This is a genomic window from Homoserinimonas sp. (genome assembly GCF_056262345.1).
Genome location: NZ_JBACFR010000287.1, coordinates 1 through 4,205, shown reverse-complemented (window position 1 = coordinate 4,205; position 4,205 = coordinate 1). Strand labels below are relative to the sequence as shown.

At 64.1% G+C, this 4,205-nt stretch carries 5 protein-coding genes; all 5 read left to right on the top strand.

The annotated features are described in order from the left end of the window. Window positions 1–115: 115 nt before the first annotated feature. Window positions 116–577: a Holliday junction resolvase RuvX gene (gene ruvX, locus AC062T_RS13145; protein WP_476030726.1), complete on the top strand. Its 462-nt coding sequence runs from the start codon at window positions 116–118 to the stop codon at window positions 575–577. Then, on the top strand, window positions 577–1,824 hold the full coding sequence (mltG, locus tag AC062T_RS13140; RefSeq protein ID WP_476030724.1) for an endolytic transglycosylase MltG: 1,248 nt from the start codon (window positions 577–579) through the stop codon (window positions 1,822–1,824). Before ruvX ends, mltG begins: the two co-directional genes overlap by 1 nt. After that, window positions 1,817–2,665, top strand: coding sequence for a shikimate dehydrogenase (locus AC062T_RS13135; protein ID WP_476030722.1), 849 nt, complete (start codon window positions 1,817–1,819; stop codon window positions 2,663–2,665). Before mltG ends, AC062T_RS13135 begins: the two co-directional genes overlap by 8 nt. Before the next feature lie 42 nt (window positions 2,666–2,707). Beyond that, window positions 2,708–3,919, top strand: a complete 1,212-nt coding sequence (aroC, locus tag AC062T_RS13130) for a chorismate synthase (protein WP_476030720.1) — start codon at window positions 2,708–2,710, stop codon at window positions 3,917–3,919. After that, a partial coding sequence (locus AC062T_RS13125; protein WP_476030718.1) for a shikimate kinase occupies window positions 3,919–4,205 on the top strand: 287 nt, incomplete at its 3' end. The genes aroC and AC062T_RS13125, both read left to right, overlap by 1 nt.

Sequence of the window (4,205 nt, the reverse complement as noted above, 5' to 3'; positions counted from 1 at the left end):
GAGTCCTCGGTGGCGGTGGCGGTGGCAAGGACGACATCGCACAGGGAGGCGGAACGGATGTTCTCGCCCTCTCGGCTGCGCTCGACGCCGTCGTGGCAGGACTCCGACTCTGACGATGAGGAGCGGGGTAAGGCTCGGCATCGATGTGGGTCGTGCGCGCATCGGAATCGCACGATCCGACCTGCACGGCATGCTTGCGACCCCGATCGAGACGGTGAAGCGGGGCGAGGGCGATGTCGCTCGGATTCTCAGCATCGCGTCGGAGATCGACGCTGTGGAGTTCGTGGTCGGTCTGCCGCTCTCGCTTTCGGGTGCGAGCACTCCCTCCACCGATGACGCTCGAGAGTTCGCCATGGTCCTGGCGCGCTCAGGAACGCCAACCCGCCTCGTCGATGAGCGACTGTCGACGGTGTCGGCTCAGCAGGCTCTTCGCGCAAACGGCCGCACGACGAAGAATTCACGTTCCGTAGTTGACCAGGTAGCCGCCGTTATAATTTTGCAACATGCCCTAGACTCCGAGCGGTCCTCGGGAAACGCCCCTGGATCGCTCGTCGTCCCGGACGAAGGAACTGCTTAATGGCGCAAGATCACGATGGCTGGGAAGCTCTGTTGACGACACCGTCGGCTTCGAACGATCCTTCGGGTGACCGTTCGGGCGAACCGACTGACTCGACCCCGCGCACCCGTCGTGAAGCCAAGGCTGCAGGCCCCGCAGAGGCATCCGGGCCCTCTCGTCCACCTCGCCGCCGCAAATGGCTGGGCTGGCTCATCGCCGTCGTGGTCATTCTCGGGCTCGGCGCAGGGTCAGTAGGTTTCGTTTGGCTGAACTTTGAAGATCAGGTTCGCAAGGTCATGGGCTGGGAGATCCCGCCCGAGGACTACACCGGAGCGGGAACGGGCGAAACCAGCATTGTCATCAAGGATGGCGACAACGGCGAGGACATCACACGTTCGCTGCTCGAGGCTGGCGTGATCAAGAGTTTCGACGCCTTCTACGCTTTGCTCCTCAAGGAGAACCCCTCGTTCTTCCCCGGCAACTATGTTCTCGCCGAGAAGATGAGCGCACGCGCCGCGTTGGACGCCCTGCTCGATCCCGCAAGCAGGGTCGAACTGACCGCTCTCGTGGTCGAGGGCAAGTCTTCGTGGGATATCTATGAGACGCTCAGCGCCGCGACTGACATCCCCGTGGCCGATTTTGAGGCTGCCGCAGCGGATCTTGCATCGTTCGGCCTGCCCCCAGAGGCAACGTCCCTCGAGGGCTATCTGTTTCCTGCTCGGTACACATTCCAGCCCGGAATGGATGCCCATTCCGTGCTTCAAACAATGGTCGATCGGATGCGCGCGTCCCTCACCGCCGCTGGAGTCGCTCCCGCGGACGAGCACAGGGTGCTCACCATCGCGTCGCTCATTCAGCGCGAGGCTGGCAGTAGCCTCGAGGACTTTGCCAAGGTGTCGAGGGTGATTCAGAATCGCCTCGATACCGGCATGAAACTGCAGTTCGATTCGACGGCGCACTATGGCTGGCAGTGGGCACACGGTGAGCGCGAAGAGAGCAGCGTCTTCAGCACAAGCGCAGAGCTGAAGGACGATAACCCCTACAACACCTACGTGCACACGGGACTGCCGCCGGGGCCCATCGGCGCACCGGGTGACGACGCCATCGCTGCGGCCCTGAACCCCACACCGGGTGACTGGGTGTACTTCGTCACAGTGAACCTCGACACGGGAGAGACCGTGTTCAGCGTTACCGGAGGCGAGCACAACGCGGCCGTGAAGCAGCTGCAGAACTGGTGCAAGACCACGAAGAGCCCGAACTGTGGGTAGTTCCCCAGCGCTTGCGGTGCTCGGGAGCCCGATTGCTCATTCTCGCTCGCCACTGTTGCACGCGGCCGCTTACCGGCGCCTCGGCCTCGACTGGAGCTATCAGGCCATCGAGATGACGGGGGAGCGCCTCCCGGCCTTTCTTGACAGCAGAGGTCCGGAGTGGCGGGGACTCTCGCTCACGATGCCGGTCAAGCATGATGTGGTCCCGTTGCTTGATGAGCAGCACGACACCGTTCGACTCACGGGAGTCTGCAACACTCTGCTGTTCGATGGCGGCGTCCGCCGCGGGTTCAACACAGATATTCACGGCATTGTGATGGCCTTCACCGAGGCCGGGGTGGCGTCCATGAGCTCGGTCGAGGTCATCGGCGGGGGCGCTACCGCGTCGTCCGCCATTGTGGCGGCGGCCCAGATGGGTGCGGTTCGCGTGCGCGTCTCCGTTCGAAACCCGCAGAAGAGTCTCCATTTGCTCGACCTTGCGCCACGTCTGGGAATCGACATCTCCCTCGAGTCGCTGGGCAGCCCGCTCGAGAGCGCGCCGGATGCCGTGATCAGCACCATTCCGAACGGTGCGGATGCGGGTCTTGCGGTGGCCCGCGAGCTTCGACGGGCTTCGGTTCTCTTCGACGTTGCCTATGAACCGTGGCCGTCTTCGCTCGCCCAGAGCTGGCTCGAGGCCGGGGGCCGCGTGATTTCTGGTTTCGAGATGCTTCTGCACCAGGCGGTAATGCAGGTGCGCGTCTTCACATCGGGGGATCCAAACACCGTGTTGCCCGACGAGGACGCCGTGGTTGCTGACATGCGGGCTGCCGTGGGATTGGGCGCTGGCGCCGCTTCTTAGCACGGGCGCGGAGCATCCTGCTGCTGTGGGAAGATCGTAGGCATGCTTCGTTGGTTGACCGCTGGAGAATCTCACGGCCCCGAACTTGTGGCAATCCTTGAGGGATTGCCCGCCGGTGTGCCTGTTTCGCTCGACGACATTCGTGCTGACCTCGCGCGCCGCAAGCTCGGCTATGGTCGCGGCGCACGGATGAAGTTCGAAGAAGACGAACTCACCATCTCGGGTGGAGTCCGTTTCGGAGAGACGATGGGAAGCCCCATCGCTCTGCGGGTCGGAAACACGGAATGGCCGCGCTGGGTGGACGTGATGAGCGCCTCTCCCGTCGACCCGTCCACGCTTCCCAAGGGCCGGGGAGCGCCTCTGACGCGCCCGCGTCCTGGCCATGCAGACCTCGTCGGAATGCAGAAGTACGACTTTGCTGAGGCCCGCAATGTGCTTGAGCGCGCGAGCGCCCGCGAGACCGCAGCGCGCGTTGCTCTTGGGGCTATCGCCCGCAAGTTTCTCGCAGAGCTCGGGGTGGAACTCGTGAGCCACACCCTGTCGATTGGCACCGTGCGGGTACCAGAGGGCAGCGCTCTGCCAGCAGCTGGCGATGTCGCCACGCTGGATTCCGACCCCCTGCGGTGCTTCGACAAGTCCACGTCGGACCTGATGGTTGCCGAGGTTGACCGCGCCCATGACGACGGGGACACCCTCGGCGGCGTAGTCGAGGTTCTGGCCTACGGGCTTCCGCCGGGGCTCGGCTCATACGTTCACTGGGATCGCCGCATCGATTCGCAGCTCGCGGGCGCGCTGATGGGCATTCAGGCGATCAAGGGCGTCGAGGTCGGAGACGGATTTCTCACGACGACGCGGCGGGGTTCCGAGGCGCACGACGAGCTTTTTCAGACCGCCGCTGGCATTACGCGGTCAAGCGATCGCGCCGGCGGAACCGAGGGCGGCATGACCACGGGCACTGTTCTCCGGGTCCGCGCCGGCATGAAGCCCATCGCCACCGTTCCGCATGCTCTGCGCACGGTGGATGTGGAAAAGGGTGGCCCTGCTGAAGCGCATCACCAGCGCTCTGACGTGTGTGCGGTACCCGCAGCAGGTGTTGTGGCCGAAGCGATGGTGGCCCTCGTCCTGGCTAACTCGATGCTGGAGAAGTTCGGAGGCGATTCGGTCACCGAGACGCGCCGCAACCTCGATTCCTATGTGTCGTCTATTCCCGGAGCGCTGTCGACCACGTCAGCATCCGATCCCTCGCTCGCCTAATGGCGGGGGAGGAGGCGCGCCCCGTCGTCATTTTCATCGGCGCGCCGGGTTCGGGCAAGACCAAGATCGGCAGAAGAGTTGCCAAGCTCCTCGGCGTGACGTTCGTCGATTCCGACAAGCGCATCGTTGCTGAGCACGGTGACATCGCTGACATCTTCGCCCAGCACGGGGAGCCGTACTTTCGGGAGCTTGAGCGAGCGACGATTGGTGAGGCGCTGCGTGAGCGCGTGGTCCTTTCCGTCGGCGGTGGCGCGGTGATGCATCCGGAAACTCGGGCGGAGTTCGC

Bases quoted from the DNA above. Each gene is read 5' to 3' on its own strand.
- ruvX (WP_476030726.1), top strand. From the start codon at position 116: ATGAGGAGCGGGGTAAGGCTCGGCATCGATGTGGGTCGTGCGCGCATC.
- mltG (WP_476030724.1), top strand. From the start codon at position 577: ATGGCGCAAGATCACGATGGCTGGGAAGCTCTGTTGACGACACCGTCG.
- aroC (WP_476030720.1), top strand. From the start codon at position 2,708: ATGCTTCGTTGGTTGACCGCTGGAGAATCTCACGGCCCCGAACTTGTG.